This window comes from Pseudarthrobacter humi, assembly GCF_024294965.1.
GTDB classification, from domain to species: domain Bacteria; phylum Actinomycetota; class Actinomycetes; order Actinomycetales; family Micrococcaceae; genus Arthrobacter; species Arthrobacter humi.
In genome coordinates this window covers 49,527-64,925 of the sequence record NZ_JANCLV010000014.1, presented here as the reverse complement: position 1 = coordinate 64,925, position 15,399 = coordinate 49,527, and the positions used below count along the sequence as shown (strand labels likewise).

The window sequence follows — 15,399 nt, the reverse complement described above, 5'->3', positions numbered from 1 at the left end:
ATGAGCGCATCCACGATCAATCTCGCTGTCATTCCCGGTGACGGCATTGGCCCAGAGGTCATTGCCGAGGCACTGAAAGTCCTCGAGAAGGCTGTCGCCGCTGAAGGCGTTGTCCTCGAGCAGACCCACTACCAGCTCGGTGCCGAGCACTGGCTGGCCACCGGCGAGACCCTTCCGGATGAGGTCCTCGCCGACCTGCGTACACGGGACGCGATCCTCTTCGGTGCTGTCGGTGCCGCCCCCGGCGACACCCGGATTCCGTCCGGCATCATCGAGCGGGAGATGCTGCTCAAGCTCCGCTTCAGCCTGGACCACTACGTCAACCTGCGGCCGTCACGGCTGTACGGAACAGTCGGGAGCCCGCTGGCCAATCCCGGCACCATCGATTTTATCGTCGTCCGTGAGGGAACCGAGGGTCCATATGTGGGCAACGGCGGCTCGCTTCGCACCGGCACCCCCCACGAGGTGGCCACCGAGGTCTCACTGAACACGGCGTATGGCGTGGAGCGCGTTGTCCGCGATGCCTTCCGCCGCGCCAGCGCCCGGGAACGCAAGCATGTGACCCTGGTGCATAAGCACAACGTCCTGGTCTACGCCGGCCATCTGTGGAAGCGCACGGTCGAGGCGGTGGCCCAGGAATTCCCCGAGGTCACCCACGATTACCTGCACGTTGATGCGGCCACCATCTTTATGGTCACCGACCCCTCACGCTTCGATGTCATTGTCACCGACAACCTCTTCGGCGACATCCTCACTGACCTCGCTGCAGCCATCACCGGCGGCATCGGGCTGGCGGCGTCGGGCAACATCAACATGGACCGCACGGCCCCGTCCATGTTTGAACCGGTCCATGGTTCGGCCCCGGACATCGCCGGACAGCAGAAGGCAGATCCCACCGCGGCCATCCTGTCGGCGGTGCTCCTGCTGGACCACCTCGGCTACGCCGCCGCGGCCCGCAGGATCGAAGCTGCGGTGATCGCCGACGTCGAAACCCGCGACGGCGGCGCCCGCAGTACCAGCGCCGTCGGGGACGCCATTGCCGCAGCGCTGTAGGCCCTGCTCTTGAGACTCGGTTAAGCGGCGTAAGCTAGTTTCGAATCACCAAATGCTGCCCTGCGGTTCAGTGCTGAACCACATTCAGAAGGCAGCCGATCGTGGAGGAACCATGACTCAGACCGCCCATGGCGTCGAATTTAACCAGCAGCTCTCGGCAACCCCGAAGTCAGCTGAAGAGCGTGCAGCCATCCTGGCGAACCCGGGATTTGGCAACTACTTCACCGACCACACCGCCGTCGTCGACTACAGCGTGGACGAGCAAGGCGAGGGTGGCTGGCACAACCCGCGCGTTGAGGCCTACGGACCCATCTCCCTGGACCCGTCTGCCGCGGTGCTGCACTACGGCCAGGAGATCTTCGAAGGCCTCAAGGCATACCGCCACGCTGACGGCTCAATCTGGACCTTCCGTCCGGAGGCGAATGCGGCCCGCCTGAACAAGTCGGCACGACGTCTTGCGCTTCCGGAACTGCCCGAGGAGTACTTCCTGGGCGCCATCCGGGAACTGGTGCAGGCGGACAAGGAATGGGTTCCCGCCGGTGACGGCGAGGCCCTGTACCTGCGCCCGTTCATGATCGCCACCGAGGCGTTCCTGGGTGTCCGGGCAGCGCGGGAAGTGTCCTTCCGGGTGATCGCATCGCCCGCCGGCAACTACTTCGGCGGCGAACTCAAGCCCGTGTCCATCTGGATCTCGCGGGAGTATGCCCGCGCCGGGCGCGGTGGCACAGGCGACGCCAAGTGCGGGGGCAACTACGCAGCCTCCCTCATCGCCCAGCAGGAGGCTGAGGCCAACGGCTGCAAGCAGGTCCTCTTCCTGGACCAGTTCAACGACAACGCCGTCGAAGAGCTCGGCGGCATGAACGTGTTCTTTGTGATGAAGGACGGATCTCTCGTGACTCCTGCACTCACCGGAACCATCCTGGAAGGAATCACCAGGATGTCAGTTATCCAGGTTGCCAAGGACATGGGCCGTAAGGTGACGGAGCGCAAGATCACCCTTGATGAATGGCGCGACGGCGTGGCCTCCGGTGAGATCGCCGAGGTCTTCGCCTGCGGCACCGCTGCGGTGATCACCCCGATCGGTGTCCTGAAGGACACCACCGAATTCATCGGCTCCGAGGACGCGAAGGCGGGAGAGACCACCATGGCCATCCGCGAACAGCTCCTGGGCATCCAGACCGGAACCGTGCCGGACACCCACGGCTGGCTGACCCGCCTGGCCTAAGCCTCCGCAACACTGGCCACCGCAACGCGGGGTCACTTATCGCCCGATATCTCCATCGGAATGGGCGTTAAGTGACCCCGCGTTGCTGTTGCAAGGCACCCTCAGCGGCGGGCGGCCTTCCGGGCCGCGTTCTTCAGGGCCTTGCGCGAGACCGGCTTCAGGGCCTTCCGCGCCGCTTCGTCGGCCAGGGCGCGGTTGCGGCGGGCATCGATGATGTCGTTCCAGAGTGCAGTGGCGAAGGCACCGCCGTCCGGGGCGTAAACGTCATAGGGATAGTCAGCAAAGATGGTCTGTTTGGTGCCTCCGGTGGGCAGGTCCTTCCCTGTTGCCTCGGCGACGGCGTCGGCAATAGCCCAGGTCCGCGTCAGGTGGTGCGTGAGATTGTCCTGGACAAAAACGTTCGCGTCGCCGGAGGCAGCAGCGCGCTCCAGGAGTATGGCCAGATCTTCAGCCAGGAAAGTGGCCGCCCATTCGTCGATGTCTTCGATATGTGACCGGAAATCCTCGGCGACACCGTCCACCGCCTCGCGCCAGTCGTTGGTCTCACGGAACTTCGGCCACGTGGGAAACCAGACGATGGCCCCGGTCGCGTGGTTGTGGATGTGCTGCAGGCCGCTGTTCTTCTCCGTCAGTGCATGGTCGTGTCCCGCGGCGTCCGCGCCGGACAACAGTTCGGACAATGAGATGGTGGGTGAAGTGCTCATGGTGGTGCCTGGCTGCTCTCTCTGGGCGGTGGGTTCACCAGCCATAACCCGCCCCGGGGGTGCGGTTATTCCGTGCCGGCCTGATGCGAAGATGGTGCAGTGAACTCCACCTTGAGCGGCCTTCCAGTCGCTGCCAGCCCACTGACGGCTTTCTTCCTGGCACCCAACCCCGGGCCGATGAGCCTGGACGGCACCAATTCGTACGTCGTCTCCGCCCCTGGCGCCAGTACATCCATGGTGGTGGATCCGGGTCCGGCGGACGAGGGCCACCTTCGCCGCCTCGCGGATCTGGGTTCCGTGGAACTCATTCTCGTGACGCACCGGCACGCCGACCACACGGCAGGCTCCCAGCGGCTCCATGAGCTCACCGGCGCCCCGGTCCGCGCCGCAGATCCCCGGCACTGCCACGGCGGCGGCGAGCCACTGCAGGACGGTGAAACCATCCAGGCGGCAGGAGTGGCGGTCCAGGTCCTAGCTACGCCGGGCCACACGTCGGATTCCGTCTGCTTCCACCTTCCCGACGACGGCCCGCACGGCTCAGTGCTGACCGGCGACACCATCCTGGGCCGCGGGACCACCATGCTGGACTACCCGGACGGCAGGCTGGGGGACTACCTCGAGTCACTGGACCGGCTCGAAGCCCTTGGCCAGGCCACCGTCCTGCCGGCGCACGGCCCGGTGCTGCCCTCCCTGGAGGCCATCACCCGCGCCTACCGCGAGCACCGGCACGAGCGGCTGGCGCAGATCCGCGGGGCGCTGCTCCGGCTCGGCGGGGACGCGACGGTGGCGGACGTGGCAGACGCCGTGTATGCCGACGTCGAACCAGCCGTCCGGCGGGCAGCCGAAATGTCGGTGGCCGCGCAGCTTGACTACCTCCGTGGGCTCGCCGGCGTCTGACAATATGGCGTGACGCAGGGCAGGTGCCGCCGCTCAAGACGGTAGGCTAGCCACCATGCGTATTGCCAGATTTGTAGTCGATTCTGATCCCCTCTACGGCGTTGTTGAAGGTGAGCCCGGCAGTGAGGAAGTCACTGTCATTAACGGTGACCCCTTCTTCAACGGGGTGGAGCGCACCCACGTCAAGCACAAGCTTGAAGACGTCCGGCTCCTGGCCCCGATCATTCCCCGCAGCAAGGTGATCGGCGTGGGCCGCAACTTCGCCGAGCACGCCGCCGAGCTGGGTAATGAGGTCCCGCAGCAGCCGCTCCTGTTCCTGAAGCCGAACACCTCTGTCATCGGCCCCGGCGACCCCATTGTGCTGCCGGAATTCTCAGACGAGGTTTCGTTCGAGGCCGAACTGTGTGTGGTCATAGGCCGTATCTGCAAGGACGTCCCGGAAGACCGCGTCGACGACGTCATCTTCGGCTACACCTGCGGCAACGACCTCACCGCCCGCGATGTCCAGAAAACGGACCTGCAGTGGGCCAGGGCCAAGGGATTCGACACGTCGGCACCGCTCGGACCGTGGATCGAGACCGAGCTGGATACCGAAGACCTGGCCATCAAGGGCTGGCTCAACGGCGAACTGCGTCAGGACGGCAGCACGAGCCAGATGATCCGCGGCGTCCGGGAAATCGTCTCCATCGTGTCCCAGGCCTTCACCCTGCTCCCCGGGGACGTCATCATGACCGGCACTCCGGCCGGCGTCGACCTCGTCACCGCGGGGGACCGCTACGACGTGGAGATCGAGGGCATCGGCCGCCTGTCCAACCCGGTGGTCCGCCGCTGACGGGTAAAGTTGGAACCACTATGACTACTGCCTCCGCGCTGAACCCTGCCGCCATCCCGTCCGTCACTGCCGAAACCCCGGTCCGGGTGCGGTTCTGCCCCTCACCCACGGGCACCCCGCACGTGGGCCTGATCCGGACGGCGCTGTTTAACTGGGCCTATGCGCGGCACACCAAGGGAACCCTGGTCTTCCGCATCGAGGACACGGACTCGGCGCGGGACAGCGAGGAAAGCTACCACCAGCTGCTGGATGCGCTGAAGTGGCTGGGCATCACCTGGGACGAAGGTGTCGAGGTGGGCGGACCGCACGAGCCGTACCGCCAGTCCCAGCGCAGCGACGTCTACCAGGATGTCATCACCCGGCTGAAGGCCGGCGGCCACATTTACGAGTCCTACTCCACACCGGCTGAAATCGAAGCCCGGCACCGTGCGGCTTCCCGCGACCCCAAGCTGGGTTATGACGGGTTTGACCGTCACATCACCGAGGAACAGCTGGCCCAGTACAAGGCAGAAGGCCGCCAGGCCGTGCTGCGCCTGCGGATGCCGGACGAGGACCTCACCTTCAAGGACCTCGTCCGCGGCGAGATCACGTTCAAGGCCGGATCCGTGCCGGACTTCGCGGTGGTCCGTGCCAACGGGGCGCCGTTGTACACGCTGGTCAACCCGGTGGATGACGCACTGATGGGAATCACCCACGTGCTGCGCGGCGAAGACCTGCTCAGCTCCACGCCCCGCCAGATCGCCCTGTACCGTGCCCTCTACGCCATCGGCGTGGCCGAGTACATGCCGGAGTTCGGCCACCTTCCCTACGTCATGGGCCAGGGCAACAAGAAGCTCTCCAAGCGCGACCCAGAAGCCAGCCTTTTCCTGCACCGCGAACGCGGCTTCATTCCCGAAGGCCTGCTGAACTACCTGTCCCTCCTGGGCTGGTCCCTGAGCGCCGACGAGGACATCTTCACTGTCAAGCAGCTCGTGGAGCACTTCGACATCCACGATGTGCTGGCCAACCCGGCACGCTTTGACCTGAAGAAGGCAGAAGCGATCAACGGCACGCACGTCCGGATGCTTGAGACGGCTGATTTCCGTGCGCGCCTGGTGCCGTACCTCAGGGCCGCGGACCTGGTCGGGGAGATCCTCACGGACCGGGAGGAAGAGATCCTCACCGAGGCCGCACCCCTCGTCCAGGAGCGGATCACCCTGCTGGGGGAGGCCCCGGAAATGCTCGCCTTCCTGTTCAAGGCCGACGACGCGATCGACATCGCAGACGACGCCCGCAAGGGACTGCCCACCAACCTGACCGAAGTCCTCGACGCCGCCCTCGGTGCGCTGGATGCTGTTCAGGACTGGAACGCTGAAGAGATCCAGACCGCGCTGAAGCAGGCGCTCGTGGAGGACCTTGGGCTGAAGCCGCGGCTGGCCTTCGGCCCTGTCCGTACGGCCATCTCCGGGCGCCGGATCTCGCCGCCGCTCTTCGAATCCATGGTGATCCTGGGCAAGGAATCGTCCCTGAGCCGGCTCCGCACCTTCCGCGGCTGATGTCCACCACCGGCACCGCGGCTGAGGGAGTCCTGAGCAAACGCTTCGGGTCCATCCGAGGCGTCCTCTTCGACATCGACGACACCCTGGTGGACCTCGAATACGCCATGACCACCGCCCTGCGTGAGGTCAGCGAGCACCTCCTCCCCGGTCTGGACCAGACCGGGTGGGAGCGTTTCGGCAGGATCTTCACGCACGAGACCACGCACTACTACGACCGGTACCTGGCGGGGGAGCTGACCTTCAACGACCAGCGCCTCCTGCGGGGACGCGCGGCCCTGGGGCACTTCGGAGTGCATCTTGCCGACGGCGAAGAAGCGCACGGGTGGCTCGCTGCCTACAGCCACCTGCAGCCCAGTTATGTGCGGGCCTTCGCGGACGTGCTGCCGCTCCTGGACGTCCTGGACGCGGCAGGGATTCCCTATGGTGCCGTGAGCAACAATGTGCACGACTACCAGCGGGCCAAGCTCGACGGCGCTGGTCTTGCACGCGTCACGCGCCTGGTTGGCACGGACACGGTAGGCGTTGCCAAGCCTGAGCCGGCCATCTACCTCGAAGGCGTCCGCCTGTTGGGGACCGCACCGGAGGAGACCCTCTATGTGGGGGACAACAGAATGCTGGATGCAGACGGTTCGACGGCGGCGGGCCTGATAGGCGTCTGGCTCAACAGGGTGGGGGAGCCTGCGCCGGATTTCACCGGTCACCAGATCACCTCGCTGTCACAGCTGCTGGGCTAACGGCCGCCTACTCCGCAGGCTGCAGCCTTCGCCTGTTCCACAGCACCAGGTAGATGCCCACGGATCCGAGCACCAGCACAGCAACCAGGCAGAGGGCGACGGCGGTATCCGACTTCCCCACCATACTGGTGGGCGAGATGGCCGCTGCGCTGCTATACAGGGTGTCCGTGCCATCCGCAATCCGGGCATTGCCATCAGCAAGTTTCTCGGCACCGGTCGCCAGCTCTGTCGATCCCGAGGCCAGCTTGGTGTTGCCCGTGGCCAGCTCCGAAGCGCCCGCAGCCAGTGCCTGGGAGCCGTGGAGCAGGCCGGGGTTTGACGGATCGGCCGGATCGCCCTTGATCCCGGCATTCAACGCCACCGTGCCATCCGCCAGCCGTGAGCTGCCCTCCGTGATCTTGGCGACGGCTTTGATCAGGCCCGGACGGTCGGCATTGCCAGGCACGCCGTCCATGCCGGTGCGGATCTGGGCAGTTCCGGCGGCCAGCAGTTCGGTACCCAGCACAACGCCAGGGTTGTTGGGATCACGGCTGTTGAGCTTTTCACCCAGCGTGGCGAAGCCGGCGGTGAGGCGCCCTGTTCCCGTGTGCAACTGTGCCGCTCCTTCATTGAGCTTCCCCGCGCCAGCCTGCAGTTGCTGCGCCCCGGCGTCGAGCCTATGGGCTCCAGCGGTGATCTTGGCGATCTTGTCCTTGACCACGGACAGCGGCACCAGCCCCTGAAGCGGGTCCGCCGCCGCCGCCTCCAGCAGCTCAAGGGCCTGCGCCAATGCTGCCGTGCCGGTGCCTGCCTCGGGGGAGTTGTTCGCTCCCCGGTAGCCCTTCAGCTGGGCCGTTCCGGCGGCCAGCTCGCCGGTTCCGGAGGCCAGGCGGGCCGCACCCGCATCCAGCGCAGTCGCGCCGTCCGCCAGGTTGTCCTGGGCCTTACCGGCGGCCGAAGGCGTCAGTGCCGCGGCCAGCTGGGTGGCTCCTGCGGCGAGCTTTCGGGCGCCGTCGTCCACTTTGTACACGCCCGGCGCGAGCTTGTTGTTGACGTCATTTTCGATCTTGACAGCGCCGGCGGCGAGCTGGGTTGCACCGGACTGCAGTTTTTCAGCGCCCGGGGCCAGCTTCCCGCTGACACCCTGGGAGACTTTGTCGGCGCCGGAGGAGAGCTTGCCGGCGCCGGTGTCGGCCAGGCCCGCGCCGGCCGCCAGCTGACCGGCGCCGTCCTTGAGCTGCTCAGCGCCGGCCGAGGCCTGGCCCGCACCGTCCATCAGCTTGGCTGATCCATCAGTGATCCTGCCGGTGACCAGGGTGTAAAACCCAAGCAAGGCGATCAGCATCAGGGCCAGGACGGCGATGGCAAGCTGCTGTGCCCGGGTTCGGGTCGTGGTGGGCGCGGCGGCACGACTTTGTGTCACGGTGGGTCCTCTCGACGGTTTGCCGGCAGTGTGAATTCTGCCGGCCACCCACCTGGACCAGGGGCGGCAGTCCGGACGAAAAACGACACTCCGAAGGGCCTGCAGCAGAGGCAGAGGGTGGTTACTCTCGGGTAACTTACCGAGAGTAAACTTATTCCCGGTGATCTGGCAAGGGGTTCACGCTTTGGGCCTTCGGTGCCGATTTGTGCCAGCCCAAAGTCTCGGGTAGAGTAATTTCTCGTGCTGAGGCGCACGGAGCAGGGCTTGAAGCCCGAAACTCCGGCCCGAAAGTATCATTGGGATATGGTGTAATTGGCAACACTACGGTTTCTGGTACCGTCATTCTAGGTTCGAGTCCTGGTATCCCAGCTCTGTTTGGTCGCAGGCTAACCGCGGCAAATCAGTGGTTTCGGATCGGTCCGCCGATTTGAAACGCGCGCTGAGTGTATGAAATACTCACTTAGCAAACCGGCCTGGAGCCGGTTGGAAGTGAAAACTTCCTGGAAGTACACGGCCCCATCGTATAGCGGCCTAGTACGCTGCCCTCTCACGGCGGTAACGCGGGTTCGAATCCCGCTGGGGTCACCAATGAACGGTCCCGGGCATCAGCCCGGGGCCGTTTTTTCGTTTTGGAGGCTGCGCTGCGGTCTAATAGGACCAAACCGGGGCCCGGTGGAAAAGCCGGCGCAACTGGCATGATGATCCTGTGACCTCCTCAGACGGGCTTCGTCCCACGCAGCCTCCGCCGCCTAAGCGCGCACCGAGAACGCAGCCGGGCCGGCCCGACGCGGCGTCGGGGCCGGCCGTGGCCTTGCTGGAGGCCGTGCGTGGGGATCTGTCCGCCGTGTCGTTGCCGCTCGCCCTTGCGGACGTCGAACAGGCGCGCCAGGACACTCGGAACGCCGTTGCGCAGCTGGACGATTACATCCTGCCGCGGTACCGCAGCCTGGACGCCCCGCTGCTTGCCGTCGTCGGAGGTTCCACAGGTGCCGGCAAATCAACCCTGGTTAACGCCCTGGTGGGGCACCCGGTCACCCGCTCCGGAGCCATCAGGCCCACCACCCGGCAGCCCATTCTGCTGCACCACCCGGCTGATGCCGGCTGGTTCGAAGGCCACCGTGTGCTGCCCACACTCAACCGGATCCGTGGCACAGTATCCACGGACCCCGTCCCGGCCAGCCGGGCCGGCGCAACACCCGATGCGGAGGCCATTTCCTCCCTGGTGCTGGTGGCGGACGAGGCTGTTCCGCAGGGGATCGCGCTGCTGGACGCACCCGACGTCGACTCGATTTCCGACGACAACCGCAGGCTGGCCGGTCAATTGCTGGCCGCCGCGGACCTCTGGGTTTTCGTGACCACTGCCAACCGCTACGCAGACGCGGTCCCCTGGAAGCTGCTCCTGGACGCGTCCTCGCGGGACATCATGGTGGCCGTGGTCCTGGATCGCGTGCCGGCGGAGGCGGAAGCCGAAGTCAGCGCCGATCTCCGCGCGTTGCTGCGGCAGGAAGGCCTCGGCGATGCCGGACTGTTCATTGTGCCGGAGACGGACCTGGACCATCTCGGCATGCTGCCAACGAGCGCCGTGGAGCCGCTGCGGAGCTGGCTGCAGGAACTTGCTGCCGACGCCGCTGGGCGGTCCGAAATTGCCCGCCGTACCCTCAACGGGACGGTGAAGGCGCTGTCCGGGCGGGTCGGTGCGGTGGCGCACGCGGTCCAGGGGCAGGAGCGTGTCGCGGACGCGCTCCGTGCAGGCGCTGAGGCCGCCTACCGCGATGCCGGAACCCGGATCCTGGACGCAACAAAGGACGGCGCCCTCCTCCGCGGGGAAGTCCTGGCGCGCTGGCAGGATTTCGTCGGTACAGGGGAATTCTTCCGGGCGCTGGAACAGAACATCGGACGGCTGCGGGACCGCGTGGGAGCCTTCTTCCGGGGCGAGCCGACGCCGGCCGTACGCGTCGAGGCCGCCATCGAAACGGGGTTGCAGGCCGTCATCCTGGACGAGGCCGCCAACGCCGGCGAAGAGACTGACCGGCGTTGGCGCTCGGACCCGGCCGGCCGCGAGCTCCTGGGGACGGACGATCTGTCCGGCACCAGCCCAGGCTTTGCCGAGGTGGCTGCGGCGGAGATCCGGGCCTGGCAGACCGGCCTGATGGAACTGATTCGCACGGAGGGGCAAGGCAAGCGCACGCAGGCGAGATGGCTTTCCTTCGGGATCAACGGACTGGGTGCCGCGCTGATGATCGTGGTGTTTTCCATGACCGCCGGCCTCACCGGGCTGGAGATCGGCGTGGCGGGCGGTACCGCCGTCGTCGGGCAGAAACTGCTCGAGGCAGTGTTCGGCGAAGACGCGGTCCGCCGGCTTGCGAAGACTGCGCGGGATGACCTCCATGCCCGTTGCCAGCGGCTGCTGCAGGCGGAGCAGCAGAAATTCCTCCAACGCCTGCCGGAGGGCGGCGCGGACACCGGCCGGATCCTGACAGGCCACGCCGCTGCCCTGGCCCGGCTGGCGGACAAGGCATGAGCCGCCACAGCGTAGCCCGTGAGGCGTCACAGCTGGACCGCAGGCTCGAAGCACTCAACGATGCCCGCGAACTCGCCGAAGGCGTCTTGCCGGATGCGGCACTTGACGAGGTGTTCCAGCTCCTCGAACGCGCGAGCTCCCGGCGGTCACTGTCGGCTGATCACACTGTTGTTGGGTTCTTCGGTGCCACCGGCAGCGGAAAATCGTCACTCTTCAACGCGGTCAGCGGCGCTGAAATCGCGACGGCGGCCGCCCGCCGGCCCACAACGTCGGAACCTTTGGCAGGTGTCTGGGGAGCGGACGGCAGCGAGCCGCTGCTGGACTGGCTTGAGTTGCGCAACCGCCACCATGCCGAGCCCGTGACCGGCTTCGCCGACGAGGGCACGGGGCTGATCCTGCTGGACCTGCCGGACTTCGACTCCACCAGGGCCGCGAACCGCGCGATCGTGGAGCGCATGGTTGGCCTGGTTGATGTCCTGGTCTGGGTCCTGGATCCGCAAAAGTACGCCGATGCGGCAGTCCACAACGATTTCCTGGCGCCCCTGGCCGCGCATGGCGCCGTGACCCTGGTGGTCCTCAACCAGGTGGACCGCTTGCCCGAACGGGACGTGCAGCCTGTGCTGGAGTCCTTGAAAGGGATCCTTGCCCGCGACGGGCTGGGCAAGGTCCAGGTCCTGGGCGCATCCGCCCTGAAGGGCACCGGCGTGGACAACGTCCGGGGCGCCATCCGACATGTTGTGGTACAGCGCCAGGCACTTTCACAGCGGCTGGCCGCTGACGTTTCACGGGCCTCCGGGCAACTCCGGGAAGCCGCCGGCACCGGGGAAGCCGCCGGTGTCAGGCCGGCGTCGAAATCCCGGCTCACCGATGAGCTGGCAACGGCCGCCAACGTGCCCGTGGTGGTGGACGCAGTTGCGCGGTCCTACCGCATCGAGTCGACGCGCCGCACTGGGTGGCCGGTGACGCGGTGGCTGTTGCGGTTCCGGCCTGATCCGCTCCGCCGGCTCAACCTGAGAAGTTCTTCCCCGTCCCAGCTTAACCGGACCTCGCTCCCGGCGGCGGGCGCCCCGGAACGCGCCCGGACAGATGCTGCTGTCCGTGAGTTTGCGGACGCGGCGAGTGCGGGCGCACCCGGACCGTGGCGTGCCGCGATCAGGGGTGCCGCCCGGGAGGGGCGGGAGGCGTTGCCGGATGCCCTGGACCAGGCCATCGCAGGCACGGACCTGATGGCGTCCCGGAAGTCCTGGTGGTGGGGCGTGTTCAACGTGGCCCAGTGGCTCGCGCTTCTGACGGTCCTGGGCGGCCTCGGCTGGCTGGGTGTGCTGGCCGGGCTCGGCTATCTCCAGCTGCCCGTGCCCGAGGTTTCCAAGGTGGAGGGCTGGCCGGTGCCGACGCTGTTGGTCGGCGGCGGTGTGGTGTTGGGGATCTTCCTGGCGCTGACTGGAAAATTCATTGGCTCAGGAGCCGCGAGGGCGCGCGCATCCCGGGCCAGGAAACGGCTGCGGGCAGCGGTGGGCGAGGTTGCCCGAGACTTTGTAGTGGAGCCGGTTGAAATTGAGGTCAGCAGGCTCGCTGCGTTCAATAAGGCGCTGAAGGCTGCGGGCGGAAACTAGGGTTCCTAGGCCATGGCGGCTGCGGCGTCCCTGACCTTGATCAGCGTCCGCAGGTTCCGGGTGGTAGTGGTTGCCTTGAACCTGGCCTTGGACGAAATCTTGCTGAACGGGCTGTCCAACGTCCCGCCGGCCGGAGCCAGCCAGGCCAACGCCTCCGGGCCGAGGCGCTTCTGCTGGGTACCTTCAAAGCCTGCGCCGGCGGCGTCAAGCTCATCAAGCATCGCGGTGTCCGATGCCAGCGTGATGTAGGTGTGCGTTGCCTTGTCGTCCGACGGATACGGGCAGGCCGCCACCAGTTCGGAGACGCGCTGTGCCGTCAGGACAACCACCCAGGCGTCGTAGCCGAACGCGTCTCGCAGGCACTTTTCAAGCGTCCGCTTGACCGCGGCAGGATCCTCGTCGCTGGCAAGCACCACGTTGCCGCTGGCCAGCAGTGTCTTCACTTCCGCGAACCCCTGCGATGCAAGCGCAGCCTTGAGGTCCGCCATCTTGATGTTGATCCCGCCGACATTTATCCCGCGGAGGAAGACTGCGTAGCTGTTCATGCCGACAGCCTAGCCGGGCAGCCAGGCCTGGACGGAGGCGAGCCTTCAGTCGTTGCTCTTGCGCAGCGCCTCGGTGAGGAGCCGGGCGGCGTTGCAGACCACCTCGGCGTGCAGGCGGCCCGGCTGGCGGGTGAGCCGCTCGATGGGGCCGGAGATCGAAACCGCGGCGATCACGCGTCCGGACGGTCCCCGGACCGGTGCCGAGACTGAGGCGACCCCGGGCTCGCGTTCGCCGAGGCTCTGTCCCCAGCCCCGCCGTCGTACGCCTGCCAGCACGGTGGGCGTGAAACGGGCGGCCTGCAGGCCCTCGAGAAGCCGGTCGTGGTCTTCCCAGGCGAGCAGCACCTGCGCGGCGGAGCCGGCCTTCATGGAGAGCTTGGTGCCGACGGGGATGGTGTCGCGCAGGCCGATGGGGCGTTCCGCGGAGGCGACGCAAATACGCCATTCGCCCTGGCGGCGGAAGATCTGGGAGCTTTCGCCGGTGGCGTCGCGCAGCTGCATCAGGACCGGCCCGGCAGAGGCGATGAGGCGGTCCTCACCGGCGGCGGAGGCGAGCTCCACCAGGCGGCTGCCGAGGACAAACCGGCCCTGGATGTCGCGGCTTACAAGCCGGTGATGGATCAGGGCGAGGGCGAGCCTGTGTACGGTCGGCCGGGCCAGGCCCGTGGCGGCCACCAGCTGTGCCAGCGTGGTGGGTCCGGCCTCCAAGGCATCAAGCACATGGGCCGCTTTATCAATGACGCCGACTCCACTAGAATTGTCCATGTAATGATATTGCCGTCTCATTATCTGAGATGCAAATCTTTGGGCTGGCACAAAATGCAGCCCTGCTGGTTCAGTGGAACCAAACAGCCAAACAGCAGTGAAGGGAGAAGGCCGTGGCAAAGACATTGGCCGAGAAAGTCTGGGACGCGCACGTGGTGCGCAAAGGTGACGGCGAAGGAGCCAACGCCCAGCCCGACCTCCTCTTCATTGACCTTCACCTTGTCCATGAGGTGACGTCCCCGCAGGCCTTTGAAGGTCTGCGCCTGGCCGGCCGCAGGCTGCGCCGCCCGGACCTCACCATCGCCACGGAGGACCACAACACTCCCACGCTGGACATCCACAAGCCCATTGCCGACCTCACCAGCCGCACACAGATCCAGACGCTGCGCAACAACTGCGCGGAGTTCGGCGTCCGCCTGCATTCGCTCGGCGACGCGGAACAGGGCATTGTGCACGTGGTCGGCCCGCAGCTTGGCCTCACGCAGCCTGGCATGACCGTCGTCTGCGGCGACTCCCACACGTCCACCCACGGCGCGTTCGGTGCCCTGGCCATGGGCATCGGCACGTCCGAAGTGGAGCACGTCATGGCCACCCAGACGCTGTCCCTGAAGCCGTTCAAGACCATGGCCATCAACGTCGAAGGCACGCTGCGCCCGGGCGTTACCGCCAAGGACATCATCCTGGCCGTGATTGCCAAGATCGGCACCGGCGGAGGCCAGGGCTACGTCTTGGAATACCGCGGTTCCGCCATCCGCGCGCTGTCCATGGAAGCCCGCATGACCATCTGCAACATGTCCATCGAAGCCGGTGCCCGCGCCGGCCTGGTGGCCCCGGACCAGGTCACCTACGACTACATGTTTGGCCGCCCGCACGCGCCACAGGGCGCCGACTGGGATGCCGCCGTCGAGTACTGGAACACGCTCAGGACCGACGACGACGCCACGTTCGACGTCGAGGTGGCCCTGGACGCCGACACGCTGGAGCCGTTCGTCACCTGGGGCACCAACCCGGGGCAGGGTGTTTCGCTTTCGGCCAAGGTGCCGTCCCCGGAGGACTTCGGCGACGAAAACGCCAAGGCCGCCGCCGAACGCGCACTGCAGTACATGGGACTGACCGCCGGTACGCCCATGAAAGACATCCGAGTGGACACGGTCTTCCTGGGCTCCTGCACGAACTCGCGCATGGAGGACCTCCGGGCTGCTGCGGACATCATCCGGGGGCGCCAGAAGGACCCCAACATCCGGATGCTCGTGGTACCCGGTTCGGCCCGCGTGCGGCTGGAAGCAGAGGCCGAAGGCCTGGACAAGGTCTTCAAGGACTTCGGCGCCGAGTGGCGCTTCGCCGGCTGCTCGATGTGCCTGGGCATGAACCCGGACCAGCTGGAGGTGGGGGAGCGTTGCGCTTCGACCTCCAACCGTAACTTCGAAGGCCGCCAGGGCAAGGGCGGCCGGACCCACCTGGTATCGCCGGTGGTGGCGGCGGCCACAGCCGTCCGTGGCACCCTGAGTTCGCCGTCGGACCTCGATCCGGCTCCCGAGTCCGCCGCCATCCGCACCAACGCAGCCTAGGA

13 protein-coding genes and 2 tRNA genes are annotated in these 15,399 nt (G+C 66.6%); 11 read left to right on the top strand and 4 right to left on the bottom strand.

Annotated features, from left to right (window positions below; genetic code table 11):
* On the top strand, positions 1 to 1,053 hold the full coding sequence (locus tag NFC73_RS17050; protein WP_254752090.1) for a 3-isopropylmalate dehydrogenase: 1,053 nt from the start codon (positions 1 to 3) through the stop codon (positions 1,051 to 1,053).
* Between the two features lie 112 nt (positions 1,054 to 1,165).
* Positions 1,166 to 2,278, top strand: coding sequence for a branched-chain amino acid aminotransferase (locus NFC73_RS17045; RefSeq protein ID WP_254752088.1), 1,113 nt, complete (start codon positions 1,166 to 1,168; stop codon positions 2,276 to 2,278).
* A gap of 101 nt (positions 2,279 to 2,379) precedes the next feature.
* Here NFC73_RS17045 and NFC73_RS17040 read toward each other — a convergent pair whose 3' ends face one another.
* Positions 2,380 to 2,982, bottom strand: coding sequence for a hypothetical protein (locus tag NFC73_RS17040; protein WP_254752086.1), 603 nt, complete (start codon positions 2,980 to 2,982; stop codon positions 2,380 to 2,382).
* A gap of 99 nt (positions 2,983 to 3,081) precedes the next feature.
* On the opposite strand from NFC73_RS17040, the gene NFC73_RS17035 reads away from it, so the two are divergent.
* From NFC73_RS17035 to NFC73_RS17020, 4 genes are read left to right on the top strand one after another with little or no spacing between them, the layout of a single operon-like run.
* Entirely contained in the window at positions 3,082 to 3,879 is a 798-nt protein-coding gene (locus NFC73_RS17035; RefSeq protein WP_254752084.1) for an MBL fold metallo-hydrolase, read from the top strand.
* A 55-nt stretch (positions 3,880 to 3,934) separates the two neighbouring features.
* On the top strand, positions 3,935 to 4,711 hold the full coding sequence (locus tag NFC73_RS17030) for a fumarylacetoacetate hydrolase family protein (RefSeq protein ID WP_254752082.1): 777 nt from the start codon (positions 3,935 to 3,937) through the stop codon (positions 4,709 to 4,711).
* Positions 4,712 to 4,731: 20 nt separating this feature from the next.
* Positions 4,732 to 6,246 carry a glutamate--tRNA ligase gene (gltX, locus tag NFC73_RS17025; protein ID WP_254752081.1) on the top strand — a complete coding sequence of 505 codons (1,515 nt, stop codon included), beginning with the start codon at positions 4,732 to 4,734 and terminating at the stop codon, positions 6,244 to 6,246.
* Positions 6,246 to 6,983 (top strand): HAD family hydrolase, encoded by a 738-nt coding sequence (locus NFC73_RS17020; protein ID WP_254752079.1) that lies wholly within the window; start codon positions 6,246 to 6,248, stop codon positions 6,981 to 6,983. Before gltX ends, NFC73_RS17020 begins: the two co-directional genes overlap by 1 nt.
* A gap of 7 nt (positions 6,984 to 6,990) precedes the next feature.
* Here NFC73_RS17020 and NFC73_RS17015 read toward each other — a convergent pair whose 3' ends face one another.
* Positions 6,991 to 8,385 (bottom strand): hypothetical protein, encoded by a 1,395-nt coding sequence (locus NFC73_RS17015; RefSeq protein ID WP_254752077.1) that lies wholly within the window; start codon positions 8,383 to 8,385, stop codon positions 6,991 to 6,993.
* A 297-nt stretch (positions 8,386 to 8,682) separates the two neighbouring features.
* On the opposite strand from NFC73_RS17015, the gene NFC73_RS17010 reads away from it, so the two are divergent.
* From NFC73_RS17010 to NFC73_RS16995, 4 genes are all read left to right on the top strand, one after another.
* Positions 8,683 to 8,754: transfer RNA gene (locus tag NFC73_RS17010), tRNA-Gln, on the top strand.
* A 143-nt stretch (positions 8,755 to 8,897) separates the two neighbouring features.
* Positions 8,898 to 8,973, top strand: a tRNA-Glu gene (locus tag NFC73_RS17005).
* Between the two features lie 217 nt (positions 8,974 to 9,190).
* The gene (locus tag NFC73_RS17000) at positions 9,191 to 10,906 is read left to right on the top strand and encodes a dynamin family protein (protein ID WP_254752075.1); all 1,716 of its coding nucleotides are present in this window, start codon (positions 9,191 to 9,193) and stop codon (positions 10,904 to 10,906) included.
* Positions 10,903 to 12,519, top strand: coding sequence for a GTPase (locus tag NFC73_RS16995; protein WP_254752073.1), 1,617 nt, complete (start codon positions 10,903 to 10,905; stop codon positions 12,517 to 12,519). The genes NFC73_RS17000 and NFC73_RS16995 overlap by 4 nt, the downstream gene beginning before the upstream one ends.
* Before the next feature lie 5 nt (positions 12,520 to 12,524).
* Here NFC73_RS16995 and NFC73_RS16990 read toward each other — a convergent pair whose 3' ends face one another.
* Both NFC73_RS16990 and NFC73_RS16985 read right to left on the bottom strand, forming a co-directional pair.
* The gene (locus NFC73_RS16990; RefSeq protein WP_254752071.1) at positions 12,525 to 13,064 is read right to left on the bottom strand and encodes a DUF1697 domain-containing protein; all 540 of its coding nucleotides are present in this window, start codon (positions 13,062 to 13,064) and stop codon (positions 12,525 to 12,527) included.
* Between the two features lie 45 nt (positions 13,065 to 13,109).
* Positions 13,110 to 13,829, bottom strand: coding sequence for an IclR family transcriptional regulator (locus NFC73_RS16985; RefSeq protein ID WP_104061235.1), 720 nt, complete (start codon positions 13,827 to 13,829; stop codon positions 13,110 to 13,112).
* Positions 13,830 to 13,942: 113 nt separating this feature from the next.
* On the opposite strand from NFC73_RS16985, the gene leuC reads away from it, so the two are divergent.
* A complete protein-coding gene (gene leuC / locus NFC73_RS16980; RefSeq protein ID WP_254752069.1) occupies positions 13,943 to 15,397 on the top strand; it encodes a 3-isopropylmalate dehydratase large subunit in 1,455 nt (484 codons plus the stop codon).
* Positions 15,398 to 15,399 lie beyond the last annotated feature (2 nt).